Annotated in this window: 11 protein-coding genes; 3 read left to right on the top strand and 8 right to left on the bottom strand. The window is 61.6% G+C overall.

The window, feature by feature from the left end; all coding sequences use genetic code 11:
- Positions 1–252 precede the first annotated feature (252 nt).
- Together ABNW52_RS15945 and metE are read right to left on the bottom strand one after the other, a co-directional pair.
- Positions 253–594 carry an FKBP-type peptidyl-prolyl cis-trans isomerase gene (locus tag ABNW52_RS15945; protein WP_349589903.1) on the bottom strand — a complete coding sequence of 114 codons (342 nt, stop codon included), beginning with the start codon at positions 592–594 and terminating at the stop codon, positions 253–255.
- Between the two features lie 117 nt (positions 595–711).
- Positions 712–2,991: a 5-methyltetrahydropteroyltriglutamate--homocysteine S-methyltransferase gene (gene metE, locus ABNW52_RS15940; protein WP_349589901.1), complete on the bottom strand. Its 2,280-nt coding sequence runs from the start codon at positions 2,989–2,991 to the stop codon at positions 712–714.
- Between the two features lie 98 nt (positions 2,992–3,089).
- Here metE and ABNW52_RS15935 point away from each other — a divergent pair, with 98 nt between their 5' ends.
- Positions 3,090–4,016: a LysR family transcriptional regulator gene (locus ABNW52_RS15935; RefSeq protein WP_349589898.1), complete on the top strand. Its 927-nt coding sequence runs from the start codon at positions 3,090–3,092 to the stop codon at positions 4,014–4,016.
- Positions 4,017–4,046: 30 nt separating this feature from the next.
- Here ABNW52_RS15935 and ABNW52_RS15930 read toward each other — a convergent pair whose 3' ends face one another.
- The 6 genes from ABNW52_RS15930 to ABNW52_RS15905 form a co-directional block, all read right to left on the bottom strand.
- A complete protein-coding gene (locus ABNW52_RS15930; protein WP_349589896.1) occupies positions 4,047–6,728 on the bottom strand; it encodes a cation-translocating P-type ATPase in 2,682 nt (893 codons plus the stop codon).
- Between the two features lie 95 nt (positions 6,729–6,823).
- Positions 6,824–7,342, bottom strand: a complete 519-nt coding sequence (locus ABNW52_RS15925) for a GNAT family N-acetyltransferase (RefSeq protein WP_349589893.1) — start codon at positions 7,340–7,342, stop codon at positions 6,824–6,826.
- Complete coding sequence (gene ntrC / locus ABNW52_RS15920) at positions 7,339–8,802, bottom strand: nitrogen regulation protein NR(I) (RefSeq protein ID WP_349589891.1); 1,464 nt, start codon at positions 8,800–8,802, stop codon at positions 7,339–7,341. Before ntrC ends, ABNW52_RS15925 begins: the two co-directional genes overlap by 4 nt.
- Positions 8,803–8,819: 17 nt before the next feature.
- Positions 8,820–9,872 (bottom strand): nitrogen regulation protein NR(II), encoded by a 1,053-nt coding sequence (gene glnL, locus ABNW52_RS15915; protein ID WP_349589889.1) that lies wholly within the window; start codon positions 9,870–9,872, stop codon positions 8,820–8,822.
- Between the two features lie 107 nt (positions 9,873–9,979).
- Positions 9,980–10,465 (bottom strand): DUF4124 domain-containing protein, encoded by a 486-nt coding sequence (locus tag ABNW52_RS15910; RefSeq protein WP_349589887.1) that lies wholly within the window; start codon positions 10,463–10,465, stop codon positions 9,980–9,982.
- A gap of 521 nt (positions 10,466–10,986) precedes the next feature.
- Positions 10,987–11,916 (bottom strand): hypothetical protein, encoded by a 930-nt coding sequence (locus tag ABNW52_RS15905; RefSeq protein ID WP_349589885.1) that lies wholly within the window; start codon positions 11,914–11,916, stop codon positions 10,987–10,989.
- 387 nt (positions 11,917–12,303) lie between these two features.
- Between ABNW52_RS15905 and ABNW52_RS15900 the strand changes: the two genes are divergently transcribed.
- On the top strand, positions 12,304–12,495 hold the full coding sequence (locus ABNW52_RS15900) for an AlpA family transcriptional regulator (RefSeq protein WP_349589882.1): 192 nt from the start codon (positions 12,304–12,306) through the stop codon (positions 12,493–12,495).
- A 415-nt stretch (positions 12,496–12,910) separates the two neighbouring features.
- Positions 12,911–13,567, top strand: a complete 657-nt coding sequence (locus ABNW52_RS15895; RefSeq protein ID WP_349589880.1) for an inovirus Gp2 family protein — start codon at positions 12,911–12,913, stop codon at positions 13,565–13,567.
- Positions 13,568–13,825 lie beyond the last annotated feature (258 nt).

Genomic DNA, 13,825 nt, shown 5'->3' with positions numbered 1-13,825 from the left:
TTGGTGCGTGGGTGAGGCAGGCCCCACCCGGACCGCCGCCTCACCCCGGTCCCTGACACGCCTGCTGCGGCCAACGTGGGCCGCACCCGCACCGAACCAACCATAAAGCCCGCATTCGCGGGCTTTGTTGTTTGTGGCGCCGGTCGGGCCTGTACTGATGCGGCCGACTCTGTCGCCTCTGCCACCGCCATGTAAAAAGCCCGCAGTTGCGGGCTTTTTACATGCACCTGCTGCTGCCCGCAGCGGGTGGCCTCAATCGTCGCGGGTCAGCACTTCCAGCAGTTCGATCTCGAAGATCAGGTTGCTGTGCGGCTTGATGTGGGCGCCGATCTGGCGGTCGCCGTAGGCCAGATGCGCCGGCACGAACAGCTTGCGCTTGCCGCCGACCTGCATGCCGATCAGGCCGAGGTCCCAGCCCTTGATCACGCGGCCGGTGCCGATCACGCACTGGAACGGCTTGCCGCGGTCGTAGGAGGAGTCGAATTTGGTGCCGTCTTCCAGATAGCCGCTGTACTGGGTGGTGATCAGTGCGCCCTTGATTACGGCCTTGCCGTCGCCAACCACGATGTCTTCGATGTGCAGTTCCGTGCTCATGCTGTTACCTGCTCCGGTAAAAAGTCCGGCCCGGATTTTACCGCGCCGATGCCGATGCGAAAACGCCCGCCTGCGCGGGGCAGACGGGCGTGTGGCTGCTTCAGTTCAGCGGCGCTGTCAGGCGGTGGGCGTCAGTTGCTGGCGCAGGCGCTTGGTGACGTTGACCATGCTTTGCAGCGCGGCTTCCACCTCCGGCCAGCCGCGGGTTTTCAGGCCGCAGTCCGGGTTCACCCACAGACGGCGGGCCGGAATCACATCCAATGCCTTGGCCAGCAGGTTTTCCAGTTCGTGCTCCGCCGGAATGCGCGGGCTGTGGATGTCGTACACGCCGGGGCCGATCTCGTTCGGGTAGTGGAAGCTGCCGAAGTCGCGCAGCAGCTCCATGTCGGAACGCGAGGTCTCGATGGTGATCACGTCGGCATCCAGCGCGGCGATCGCCGGCAGGATGTCGCCGAACTCGGAATAGCACATATGGGTGTGGATCTGGGTGCTGTCGTCCACGCCGGCGCAGGACAGGCGGAATGCTTCGCCGGCCCAGGCCAGGTAGGCATCCCAGTCGCCGCGCTTGAGCGGCAGGCCCTCGCGCACAGCCGGCTCGTCGATCTGGATCACCTTGATGCCGGCGTTTTCCAGATCCAGCACCTCATCGTTGATGGCCAGCGCGATCTGGCGGCACACCGCGCTGCGCGGCAGGTCGTTGCGTACAAAGCTCCACTGCAGGATGGTTACCGGGCCGGTGAGCATGCCTTTCACCGGACGCGGGGTCAGGCTCTGCGCATACATCGCCCAGCTGACGGTCATCGGCTGAGGGCGTGCCACGTCGCCGTAGATGAGCGGCGGTTTCACGCAGCGGCTGCCGTAGCTCTGCACCCAGCCGTATTCGGTGAAGGCGAAGCCGTCCAGCTGCTCGCCGAAGTATTCCACCATATCGTTGCGTTCCGCTTCGCCGTGTACCAGCACGTCGATGTCCAGTGCCTCCTGCTTGCGGATCACCAGTTCGATCTCCGCCTTCATCGCCGCTTCATAGTTGGCCGCATCGATCTCGCCGCGCTTGAAGGCGGCGCGGGCAGCGCGGATCTCGCCGGTTTGCGGGAAAGAGCCGATGGTGGTGGTGGGCAGCAGCGGCAGCTTGAGCCAGCTGGCCTGTACCTCGGCACGCACTGCGTAGCTGCTGGCGCGCTGGTCGCTGCCGGCCGGCAGCGCGGCCAGGCGCTGGGCCACGTCGGCGCGGTGGATGCGCGGGTTGCTGCGGCGCTGTTCGCGGGCAAAGTTGCTGGCGGCCAGTTCATTGCCGATGCTGTCGCGGCCTTGCTGCAGGCCACGCTTGAGCAGCTTCAGTTCGTTCACTTTTTGTACCGCGAACGCCAGCCAGCTCTTCAGGTCGACATCCAGCTTGATTTCCTGTGCCAGATCGAACGGGCTGTGCAGCAGCGAGCAGCTGGGCGCCAGCCACAGCTTGTCGCCCAATTGGGCGCGCAGCGCTTCGGCCTGCTGCAGCACCGCGTCCAGATCGGCGCGCCAGATGTTGCGGCCATCGATCAGGCCGGCGGACAGCACCTTGTCCTGCGGCCAACCTTGGGTGAATGCCGACAACTGCTGCGGGGCGCGCACCAGGTCCAGGTGCAGACCGGCCACCGGCAGCGCTTTCAGCAGTGCGGCATGGGCGGAGACATCGCCGAAATAGGTGGCCAGCAGCAAGTGCAGCGGGCTGGCGGCCAGGGTAGCGTAGGTGGGGGCAAACGCCTGCAGCCAGTCGGCCGGCAGATCCAGCGCCAGGATCGGTTCGTCGATCTGTACCCACTCCACACCGGCGGCATGCAGCGTGGCCAGCAGCTCGCGATAGGCATCCAGCAGCGCCGGCAGCAGGCTGAGACGCTCCAGCCCGGCCTGCTTGGCCTTGCCCAGCCACAGCAGGGTCAACGGGCCGATCAGCACCGGCTTGGTATTGATACCCAGCGCGCGGGCCTCGGCAATCTGCGCCAGCAGCGGCGCCGGGTTGGCCGCAAAGGCGGTATCGGCATGCCATTCCGGCACCAGGTAGTGGTAATTGCTATCGAACCACTTGGTCATCTCCAGCGCGGGCTGGCTCTGGTTGCCGCGTGCCAGTTGGAAGTACTGCGCGCTGGAAAGATTGGCCGCATCGAAGCCAAAGCGGCGCGGGATGGCGCCCACCAGCACCTGCGCGTCCAGTACCTGGTCGTACAGCGAGAAGTCGCCCACCGGGCTGATGTCGAGGCCGGCGCCTTTTTGCAGCAGCCAGTGCTTCTGCCGCAGCTCGCGGGCGCCGGCTTGCAGCGCGGCGTCGTCGATTTCGTGCTTCCAGAATTTTTCGACCAGGAATTTCAGTTCGCGCTTGGCGCCGATGCGGGGGAAACCCAAAAGATGAATGTGGCTCATGTGGAATGCCTTGGCTGATTAAAATTGTGCATTCAGCATGCGGCATCTACAATCATGAGGCAATTTCATTATTTTATAGATGAACATGAGGTTTATTCATGCAACAAAGCCTGTTGGAACTGCGCCATCTTAAAACCCTGCTGGCGCTGGCGGAAACCGGCAGCGTGTCGCAGGCGGCCAAGCGGGTATTCCTCACCCAGTCCGCGCTGTCGCACCAGCTGAAGGCGCTGGAAGCGCACTACGGCTTGCCGCTGTTCGAGCGCAAGACCCAGCCGCTGCGCTTTACCCCGGCCGGTGAACGGCTGCTGACGCTGGCGCGTGAAGTCGGCGCGCACCTCGCCGCCGCCGAGCGCGACATCGCCCGCCTGCGTGAGGGCGAGGCCGGCGAGCTGCGCATCGCGGTGGAATGCCACACCTGCTTCGACTGGCTGATGCCGGCGATGGATGGCTTCCGCCGCCATTGGCCGGCGGTGGAGCTGGACATCGTGTCCGGCTTTCATACCGACCCGGTGGGGCTGCTGCTGACGCGGCGCGCCGACCTGGCGATCACCTCGGAGGCCGAGCCGCTGGACGGCATCAGCTACCAGCCGCTGTTCGCCTACGAGATGGTGGTGATCATGGCCAATGACCATCCGCTGGCCGGCAAGTCGGTGTGGCAGGCCGAGGATTTCGCCGTCGAGACGCTGATCCAGTACCCGGTGCCGGATGCAATGCTGGACCTGGTGCGCAAGGTGCTGAAGCCGGCCGGGGTGAATCCGGCGCGGCGCACCTCGGAGCTGACCATCGCCATCATCCAGCTGGTGGCCAGTCGCCGCGGCGTGGCGGCGCTGCCGTACTGGGCGGTGCAGCCGTATCTGGACCGCGGCTATGTGGCCACTGCCCGCATCGGCGCCGCCGGCTTGCAGAGCGAGCTGTATGCCGCGCTGCGCAGCGACGATGCGCAGCTGGGCTATATGCAGGATTTTCTCGACACCGTGCGCGAACAGAGCTTTGCCACCCTGCCCGGATTGAGCGTGCTGGCGTAACGGCGGGGCTGCGGCCAACGTTGGCCGCACTCAGCGCGGACGCAGCAGCGCTTTCTCCACTTCGATCAGCACAAACGCCAGCACGCCGCTGGCCGCGGCCAGCAGCCAGTGGTGGCCGCTCGGTGCGGCAGTGCCGAACAGCGCCTGCAGCCACGGCAGGTAGCTGAACGCCAGTTGCAGCACGATCAGCAACAGCACGCTGCCAAACGCCACCGGGTTGCCCAGCAGGGTGTCGCGACGCCAGGCGCTGGCGTGGCGCCGCCGGCTGTTGAACAGGTAGGCGATCTCGATCGCGACCATGCTGTTGACCGCCATGGTGCTGGCCAGCGGGTGGCCGGCGCCCTGGCTCAGCAGCTGCAGGTACAGCGCGAACGGCAGCACCACCATCAGCAGGCCGACGAAGACCAGCCGCCACAGGAACAGGCGGTCGATCAGCTGCGCGCCGGGCGGGCGCGGCGGGCGGCGCATTACGCCGCGCTCGGTGGGCTCGAAGGCGAATGCCAGCGCCAGGGTCACCGCCGACACCATGTTCACCCACAGGATCTGCACCGGGCTGATCGGCAGCGCCACGCCGAACAGGATGGCGGCGATGATGATCAGCGCCTGGCCGACATTGGTGGGCAGGATGAACAGGATGGCTTTTTTCAGGTTGTCGTACACGGTGCGGCCCTCGCGCACCGCGCTGACCAGGGTGGCGAAGTTGTCGTCGCTGATCACCATTTCGGCCGCCTCCTTGGCCGCCTCGGTGCCCTTGCCGCCCATGGCGACGCCGACATCGGCCTGCTTCAGCGCCGGCGCGTCGTTGACGCCATCGCCGGTCATGGCCACCACCTCGCCATGGCGCTTCAGTGCCGCAATCAGCCGCAGCTTGTGCTCCGGGCTGGCGCGGGCGAACACGTCCACCTGCTGCACCGCGGCCGCCAGCGCGGCATCGTCCAGCGCGTCGATTTCGTGGCCGTTCAGCGCGCGGCCATCGCCAATGCCCAGCTGGCGGCCGATGGCGGCGGCGGTGGCGGCATGGTCGCCGGTGATCATCTTGACGCGGATGCCGGCAGCGCGGCACATCGCCACCGCCTGCTTGGCTTCGTCGCGCGGCGGGTCGAGCAGCGCCACCAGCCCCAGCAGCGTCAGCCCGCCGGCCACGTCGTCGAAGGTCAGCTCGCAGCCGCTGTGCGGCTGTTGCCGGCTGGCCAGCGCCAGCACCCGGCCGCCATCGCCGGCCAGGCGGGCGGCCTGCTGCTGCCACCACGGCAGGTTGGCCGCCTGCACGCCGCCGGCGGCCAGCTCGTGGCTGACGCGCGCCAGCACCACCTCCGGCGCGCCCTTGAGCAGGATCAGCCGCTGGCCATTGTGGTCGTGATGCAGGGTGGCCATGAAGCGGTGTTCCGATTCGAATGGAATGGCATCGCGCCGCGGCAGCCGCTGCTGCAGCTCGTCCAGCGGCAGCTGGGCCTTGAGTGCCAGCGTCAGCAGCGCGCCCTCGGTGGGGTCGCCCAGCAGGTGCCAGTCGGCGGCCACGGCCTGCAGCCGGGCGTCGTTGCACAGTGCGGCGGCCTGCAGCAGCGCATCCAGCCCGGCGTGGCTGCCGTACTGTTGCGGCTGGCCGTGGCGGAACAGCCCGCCTTCCGGCGCGTAGCCGCTGCCGCTGACCTGCAGCAGACCATCGCGCAGCTGCACGTGGCTGGCGGTCATTTCGTTGCGGGTCAGGGTGCCGGTTTTGTCGGAGCAGATCACCGTCACCGAGCCCAGCGTTTCCACCGCCGGCAGCTTGCGCATGATGGCGCGCTGGCGGGCCATGCGCTCCACGCCGATGGCCAGGGTGATGGTGACGATGGCCGGCAACCCTTCGGGAATGGCCGCCACCGCCAGGCCGACGCCGGCCATGAACATCGCCTGCCACGGGTAGCCGCGCCACACAATGCCCAGCGTGATGGTGGCCAGCGCCACCGCCACGATGACGGCGGTGAGCTGGCGGGCAAAGCGCGCCAGCTCGCGGCTGAGCGGCGTCTGCTGCGCCGGCACGCTGCCGAGCATGGCATTGATGCGTCCCAGCTCGGTATCGCTGCCGGTGGCGACCACCACGGCATGCGCCTGGCCAAAGCTCACCAGGGTGCCGGCATAGGCCATATTGCTGCGTTCGGCCAGCTCGGTGTCGGCCGGCAGCGGGGCGCTGTGTTTGTCCACCGGCACCGATTCGCCGGTAAGCGCGGCTTCGTCGATGCGCAGCGAGCGGGTGTCCAGCAGCCGCAGATCGGCTGGCACCTTGTCGCCGCTTTGCAGCAGCACGATGTCGCCGGGCACCAGCCGGTCGGCCTCCACCGCGTGGCGCTCGCCACCGCGTAGCACGATGGCGCCCGGGGCCAGCATGTTGCGGATCGCCGCCAGCGCGCTTTCGGCGCGACCTTCCTGCAGCGCGCCGATCACGGCGTTGATCACGGTCACCGCCACGATCACGCTGGTATCCACCCAGTCGCCCAGCACGGCGGTGATGGCCGCCGCCGCCAGCAGCACGTAGATCAGCAGGTTGTGGAATTGCAGCACAAAGCGCTGCAGCAGGTTCTTGCGCTGCGGCTGCGGCAGGGCGTTGGCGCCGTAGCGGGCCAGCCGGCTGGCGGCTTCTTCGGCGCTCAGGCCGTCGTGGTGACTGTGGCAGTGGGTGAGTACGGCCTGGCTATCCAGTTGGTGCCAGTGGGGTGGGGGCTGTGGCGGCATGACAGGCTCGCGGCAGGGGGATGCTGTCATGATAGAACGCGGCGGCGCGCGGCGGCTGGCGCTCACGGCGCCGGCTTGCGCTGGCGCAAGGCCGCTCAGGCGGCCAGGAACTTATAGAAATAGCGGGTGGCGTGTAGGGTGCCGTCCGGGCGTGCGGCGTAGCCGGGGATGTCGCCGGCCGGCTGCCAGCCCAGCCGCGGGTATAGCCCGGCGGCGGTGGAATCGCTGTCGGTATCCAGCACCAGCAGCGTGCAGCCGGCTGCCTGCGCCGCTTGCTCGGCGGCCTGCATCAGGCGACCGGCGATGCCGCGGCCGCGCTGCGCACTCAGCACCAGCAGCTTCTGGATTTCGCCACGGTGGCGGCCGTTGGCCTTGCCGCACAGCGCCAGCTGCACGCTGCCGACGATGTGGCCATCGTACAGTGCCACCCAGCAGCGCAGGCTGTCGAGGTGCAGCTCGCGTGCCAGCTGGCGCCAGTAGCGGGCGGCCCCCTTGTCGGACAGCGGGGCAAGGAAGCCGACCGAGGCGCCGCCGTGCACGCAGTCCTGTAGCAGGGCCACCAGCTGCGCCAGCTGTGCGTCATCGATCTGCCGCAGCTCCAGGATGTGCATCATTCCGCTCCGTGTTCCAGGCCCAGTTCCTGGATCTTGCGCGTCAGGGTGTTGCGCCCCCAGCCCAGCAACTGTGCCGCTTCCACCTTGCGGCCGCCGGTGTGGGCCAGGCCGCTCTTGATGCAGGTGCTCTCGAAGCGCGCGGTTAGGTCGTCGATGATGCCGGTTTCGCCTGCGGCCAACCTTTGGCTGACTTCACGCGCCAGCAGTTGCATCCAGTCGGCGCTGCCGGCAGTGGCGGGAGGCACGGCCACCGCGCCGGGCGCGATGCTGCTGCCGACTGCGATTTCGGTACTCATCACGCCGGGTTCGTTGCGGAATTCCGGTGGTAGGTCGGATACTTCCACCGTCTGCCCCGGCGCCATCACCGTGATCCACTGGCACAGGTTTTCCAGCTGCCGCACGTTGCCCGGAAACGGGTAGTGCCGCACCAGGTCCATCGCCGCGTCGGTCAGGCGCTTGGGTTCTACGCCAAGGTTGGCCGCACTGCGCGCCAGAAAGTGGCGCGTCAGCAGCGGGATGTCTTCGCTGCGTTCGCGCAGCGCCGGCAGCCGCAGGCGGATCACGTTCAGGCGGTGGAACAGGTCTTCGCGGAATTTGCCCTGTTTGACGTGTTCTTCCAGGTTCTGGTGGGTGGCGGCAATCACCCGCACATTGGCCTTGATCGGGGTGTGGCCGCCGACGCGGTAGAAGTGGCCATCGGACAGCACGCGCAGTAGCCGGGTCTGCAGCTCGGTGGGCATGTCGCCGATTTCATCCAGGAACAGCGTACCGCCCTCGGCCTCCTCGAAGCGGCCGCGACGGGTGCCCAGCGCGCCGGTGAAGGCGCCTTTCTCGTGGCCGAACAGTTCCGATTCCAGCAGGTCTTTCGGAATCGCCGCGGTGTTCAGCGCGATGAACGGCTTGCCAGCGCGCACCGAATGGCGATGCAGCGCCTCGGCCACCCGCTCCTTGCCAGAGCCGGATTCGCCGGTGATCAGCACCGTGACGCTGGACTGGCTCAGGCGGCCGATGGCGCGGAACACGTCCTGCATCGCCGGCGCCTGTCCCAGCAGGGTGGGCATGTCCACTTCCGCTTCGCCGGCGTTGTCGCCGCTGCGGCTTTCCGCCAGCGCACGTTCGATCAGCGCGACGGCCTGATCGACGTCGAACGGCTTGGGCAGGTATTCGAAGGCGCCGCCCTGGAACGCCGCCACTGCGGAATCCAGGTCGGAATGGGCGGTCATCACGATCACCGGCAGCGACGGGTGCTCCTGTTTGACCTTGGCCAGAAACTTCAGCCCGTCGGTGCCGGGCATGCGGATGTCGCTGATGATGACGCTGGGGGTGGCGTCGTACAGCGCGTTGAGCGCGTCGTCGGCGCTGGGAAAGCTCACATAGGCAATGCCGCTGCGCGCCAGGGACTTTTCCAGTACCCAGCGAATGGCTTTGTCGTCGTCGATGATCCAGACTGTTTGCGTCATGCTTGGCTTGCCTTTGGTTATTGATCCGGGCCGAATGGCAGCAATACGGTGAAGCAGGTGTTGCCGGGCCGGGAGTCGAATTCGATGGTGCCGCCGTGCTGGTGCACGAAGGTTTGCGCCAGGGTCAGCCCCAGGCCGGTGCCCTCGGCGCGGCCGGTAATCAGCGGATAGAACACGTGTTCGCGGATTTCTTCCGGGATGCCGGGGCCGTTGTCGATGATCTGCAATTTCAGTGCCAGGTTATGGCGTTTGCGTGCCAGGGTGACCTGGCGTGCCACGCGGGTGCGCAGGATCAGCTCGCCGCTGCCCTTCATTGCCTGCACCGCGTTCTTGCCGATGTTCAGTACCACCTGGATCAGCTGCTCCTTGTCGGCGGCCAACTGTGGCAGGCTGATGTCGTAGTCGCGGCGGATGCTCAGCTGTTGCGGGTATTCCGCCAGCAGGATGCTGCGTACCCGCTCCAGCACTTCGTGGATGTTCACGTCGCTGGCGACGTGGCGGCGGTGTGGCGCTAGCAGCCGGTCCACCAGGTGCTGCAGCCGCAGCGCCTCCTCGCGGATCACTCCGGTGTATTCCAGCAGCTCCGGGCGGTCGGCAATTTCGTGCTCCAGCAGCTGTGCCGCGCCGCGGATACCGCCCAATGGATTCTTGATTTCATGCGCCAGATTGCGGATCAGCTCACGGTTGGCCTGTTGCTGCAGCAGGTGGCGTTCTTCGTTGACGATGCGCAGCTGCTGGTCGATGGGGCGCATTTCCAGCAATGCCAGCCGCGGCGGGCTATCGATGGGGGTGACGGTGAGGCCGACGTGGATGGCTTCGTCGCCGTCCGGCAGCAGTTCCAGATCGTGCTCGATGAAGCTGCCGGCGTGGTCCAGCGCCATCTGCACCGCGTTGCGCAGCGCCTTGCTGTTGTGGAAGCGTTCGTACAGGGTGAGCTTTTTCAGCTCTTTGTGACTGATGCCAAGCAGGTCTTCACAGGCCGGATTGACGAAGTGCAGCTGGCCGCTGCGCTCGACGATCAATACCGGGGTATCGAGCAGTTCCAGGCCGGAATAAGCGTGCGTTGTCATGTGACGGATGCCCGATGTTGGTGTGGCAGGCAACTAGCAAGAAGCAAGCCCGCCGCTGGGCTGCTACAGAATAGTGCAGCAGTGTTTCATGCACTAGTTTAGTGCATTCAGCCGCCCAGTTCCCGGGTCAGTGCATCGATATTGCGCTCGCGATCGGTGACTTCGTCGCGCAGCCGCTGTAGTTGCTCGGGTTTCTGCCCCGTTTTGCGCTGTGCGTCCTGCAGTGTGCTGCGGGCGGTGGCCAGTGCCTGGCGCTCGTTGGCAAGCTCGGTTTCCAGAATGCGGCGCCGGCCGGCATCGCGCTGGCGCTGGGTGCCGGCATCGATCGACGGCATGCCGGGAGCAGACGCCGCCGGTTGGGTCGCGGCGGTCTTGCGGCGTGGGCTGCCGCTGGTTGCCGGGGCATTGGGGCTGACCATGATGGCCTTGGCGCCAGCCTTGGGGACATTGGTGAAGGTGACGTGCCCGTCCGGATCGACATATTTGTAGATGGTGTCGGCTTGGGTGGCGCCGCAGCAGGCGGCAAGCAGCAGGGCAGTCAGGTAGCGTGGCATCGGGGTGTTCGGCAGGAATCCTGCGTGGATGATAGTCAATTGCCCGGCTGGCGTCATGTTGGCCGCAACCGGCCGGACATGAAAAACCCCGCACCGTTGCCGGTGCGGGGTGGCTGTAACGCGGGGTCGAGTCGCTTCAGCGAGTAGTACACGGGTGTAGGCAAATCAATGGTCACAGGCGGTAGTGAATAAAACGGGGGCAAAACGGGGGCAATTAGGAGTGAAGCACCGTTGTGGTGCATTTGCCGACTGGGTACGTACGGTGTTGATTTGACGGTAGCCATCGCTGGGCAAGTCTCCAATTGAGCGTCTTCAGCTCCGCAACCAACCCCGTAGCATCGGACTGCTGATGCTGGTGACTATCAGACCAGTTTGTAGCGCGTTTGCTGTGGGGGGCCAGATGGGATAGTGCGACACCAAGGCTGCCACTAACCAGTTTCACTGGCCGTTCTTCGGTAACAAGGGCGGATATGCACCATGCCAACGAATTTTTCGTGTAATCAGAGGCATTATGGGGTGTTCAGTGTGCATGTTCACGACGCAATTCAAAAGATAGCTGATCATAGGTCGTCAATTGCTTTTGTGATTGCAGTAATTTCCTTTAGGTACATTTCTTTTTTGAATTCACTCCTTATGATTGCTTCTAGTACCTGTGTTTCATTTAGTGAATATTTTTCAGCTAATGATGCTAGTTTTTTAGCTGTTTCAGTTTTTACTGATAACCCAAGTTGCTTTGTGAGGCCGCTGCTTCTTCGGCGCTGTTGATTCCATGATTTTCTGGCGGCGTTCAAGATGGAATCGCAGAATCCCAGTTGGTTTCTGTTTTTAGCAATATACACTTTTGCATTATTTCTCCCTTTGATGAAAGTATTAAATCGCCCTTTGCTTATCTTTTCTATGGCGTTCTCTATGTGTACTGTTTTTTCTGCCTCTAAATCTGCTTGGGCTTCCATCCAACTTAGTAGTTTTTTTATTTTTAAATACTCTTGATCAATTTTGTTTTTTAGCTTATCTAAGCTGTCAGTGTTTAACGTGTATATGTCAAGTAGGCAAGTTGTTTTTTCAGATGGCGATATGTTATTTATTCTTGATATGAATCGATAAATTTCTTCTGGTCTAGTGTTTGTAGTTGCGGAATTGTTTGTGTCTGAATGATATTTCTCCTCTTCTACTATGATGTCTAAAACTAATTCGGGATACCATTCCGCAGGGATCGTCCACGAAATGTCATTAGTACTAATTTCAAAAAGCCTAAAAACAAGATCGCCAAAATCCATGTTTTCTTTGTTTTGGGCTAATTGGGTGGTTATTTCACTTATGACAATGTTGTCATTGTAGGTGCTGGCCATAGCTACTCTTTCACCTAGGTTTACCCATGTTGCCCAGCTGTTGATGGCAATTCGTAGCCGCTTACTCGCCTTTACATCCTTGATGAAGATAGAGTAATCATTTATGACATTGCCGTTATTTGCATAATTATTGAAAGACATACACATAACCTCTAGAAGTTCACTGGAATTGTTTGTGTACAAATATAGCACTAATATTAAAAAATATTGAGCTTTTTCAGATGTAAAAATGAATGAATATTGAATGAATACTGATTCAATTTCTATTTGTAAATTGGTGATAATGTAAGCAATGACTAGCTATTGTGGCCATGCTGTGATTTTCATGGGGCAGACTAGGTTGACAAGGTGACTGGGGGCGGAGGGGGGCGCAGAGAGGGCGGCAACGTGATCGCCTTAGAAGGAGAGAGGGGGGTAGGGCGCTGATACTTTTGAGATCGTTGGTGAGTAACGACCGTCTGACTTGCTGTTTAGATAAAAATTACATGGTTGCCCCATGCTTTGGACTAACTGAAGCAGGTTGCAATCATGAAAATCATTCGACTCAAGAACGTAATGGAAACCACAGGCTTGGCACGCTCAACGATCTACAAATACATTTCGCTGGATTTGTTTCCAAAGCCTGTTTCTCTGGGTGGTCGTAGCGTGGGTTGGCTGGATGCAGAAGTGCAGGCTTGGATCGTGAGTAAAGTGTCTGAGCGTGATGGTGTGTGTGAATAATTTAACGAAGCCATGGCCGATGCTGGCCATGGCTTTTTATCAGAGCGATGCGTTGCCATGTTTGTTGGGCTGTTGCGTAAAAATTAGCAATGTGCGTGGTGAAAAGCACCAGGTTGCTGCTTCGGTATATAGTAATATTAATGGTTTGTTAGTTATGGTAATTTATTAACTAACAGATATGAATTAAGCATCAAGAACAATACTAGGAAATAAAAGTAGAGAGAAGAGGGATAGACACAGCACCGTAAGAGTGCTGGGCATGTTGTCACTAATAGATAAGAGAGGGCCGCAGAGCCCTCTCAGTATTTACTGTAGGGTAAACATGGCAGGGGTTTATCCCCATGCCAATGTTCATGGTGTCATGGAAAAAATTACATCACTGATTGACTTTATGTGTCACACATTGGAGTTAATCATGGTACGCAATCCGCAGAACACTAAGCAGCATCTTTGGTATCATCCCATATTCAACGATAAGCCAGTATTTCTTAAATCAGGGCCACTGATAGAAGAATACTTACAATCTCTTGAAGATGTGGTTGATGCAGCCTTGTATCAGCATCGACGTGTCTTTGCTTTTCGATTTGAACTGCGTTGCCCAGATACACCATTGATAGATTTTGATGAATATCTGATTTCAGTGATGACACGATTCATGGAGTCTTTCAAAGCCCAGATCCGTCATGACAGGATGCTGGCCAAGCGTGCACGGCGCACTGCTGCAGACACAGTGGTGCGTTACGTCTGGGCTTGTGAGCGTAACCACGCAGCGCATCCGCATTGGCATGTGGCGATCCTCTTGAATGGAGATGCCTATGCAGCGATTGGTCAGTACAAGTTAGGAAATGACAACATGTACAACCGCGTGATCAAGGCTTGGGCGAGCGCATTGAAGATGGAGGTTGAAGAGACCATTGGGTTAGTACACTTCCCTGCTAAGCCGGAGTACGAGCTGTACCGCGATGACGAAGCTTCTATTGCGGATTTCTTTCATCGGGCTAGTTATCTCTGCAAGGCTGCGACCAAGCGGTCTGGTATCGGACGGCACAGCTTCGGGTGCAGTCGTCGCTAGTACTGGATCGTGTCTATGGACCACGGCTACGGTCGTGGTCTTTTTTACATGGCTGCACCATCCCATGAGACATGACTTTTCATCGGCGGGCATCATGGACGTAGGCACTACTACCGTAGGGGACGAATCGCTGAGCGCGTCGGCACAGGCGGCGCTCACTTTCATGCGTGTGCTGTGTCAACGGCATCCGCGCTTGCAGGTCATTGGACTGGATCATTTGCTGCCGGAGTGGGCTACGGCGCCTTCCACGCGTAGCTA

It is taken from the genome of Vogesella oryzagri (assembly GCF_040148885.1).
Taxonomy (GTDB): Bacteria; Pseudomonadota; Gammaproteobacteria; order Burkholderiales; family Chromobacteriaceae; genus Vogesella; species Vogesella oryzagri.
Note: the sequence above shows the minus strand (reverse complement) of the source record. Positions and strands in the feature narration are given on the sequence as shown.

Coding starts and splice junctions, on each gene's coding strand:
- ABNW52_RS15945 (WP_349589903.1), bottom strand. CDS start 594: ATGAGCACGGAACTGCACATCGAAGACATCGTGGTTGGCGACGGCAAG.
- ABNW52_RS15895 (WP_349589880.1), top strand. CDS start 12,911: ATGGTACGCAATCCGCAGAACACTAAGCAGCATCTTTGGTATCATCCC.
- glnL (WP_349589889.1), bottom strand. CDS start 9,872: ATGACAACGCACGCTTATTCCGGCCTGGAACTGCTCGATACCCCGGTA.
- ABNW52_RS15905 (WP_349589885.1), bottom strand. CDS start 11,916: ATGTCTTTCAATAATTATGCAAATAACGGCAATGTCATAAATGATTAC.
- metE (WP_349589901.1), bottom strand. CDS start 2,991: ATGAGCCACATTCATCTTTTGGGTTTCCCCCGCATCGGCGCCAAGCGC.
- ABNW52_RS15935 (WP_349589898.1), top strand. CDS start 3,090: ATGCAACAAAGCCTGTTGGAACTGCGCCATCTTAAAACCCTGCTGGCG.
- ABNW52_RS15930 (WP_349589896.1), bottom strand. CDS start 6,728: ATGCCGCCACAGCCCCCACCCCACTGGCACCAACTGGATAGCCAGGCC.
- ntrC (WP_349589891.1), bottom strand. CDS start 8,802: ATGACGCAAACAGTCTGGATCATCGACGACGACAAAGCCATTCGCTGG.
- ABNW52_RS15925 (WP_349589893.1), bottom strand. CDS start 7,342: ATGATGCACATCCTGGAGCTGCGGCAGATCGATGACGCACAGCTGGCG.
- ABNW52_RS15900 (WP_349589882.1), top strand. CDS start 12,304: ATGAAAATCATTCGACTCAAGAACGTAATGGAAACCACAGGCTTGGCA.